At 51.4% G+C, this 284-nt stretch carries 1 protein-coding gene; it reads right to left on the bottom strand.

Annotated features, from left to right (window positions below):
• A partial coding sequence (locus tag LZP73_RS20735) for an ATP-binding protein (protein WP_234236858.1) occupies positions 1-284 on the bottom strand: 284 nt, incomplete at both ends.

Genomic DNA, 284 nt, shown 5'->3' with positions numbered 1-284 from the left:
GTGGATACCCATCGCGTCGAAGTTTTCGATAGAGCAAACGATGATGCAGTTGTCGTTTTTATCACGCACCACTTCCATCTCGTACTCTTTCCAGCCGATCAGCGACTCATCAATCAGCAGCTCTTTGGTCGGGGAGAGATCCAAACCGCGGGCGCAAATTTCTTCAAATTCTTCACGGTTATAAGCGATACCGCCACCGCTACCGCCCATGGTAAAGGATGGGCGAATAATGCACGGGAAGCCAACTTCAGCGGCAACCGCCAGCGCTTCTTCCATTGAATGAG

Source organism: Shewanella sp. AS16 (assembly GCF_021412365.1).
GTDB classification, from domain to species: domain Bacteria; phylum Pseudomonadota; class Gammaproteobacteria; order Enterobacterales; family Shewanellaceae; genus Shewanella; species Shewanella salipaludis.
This window is presented reverse-complemented; position numbering and strand designations above follow the sequence as displayed.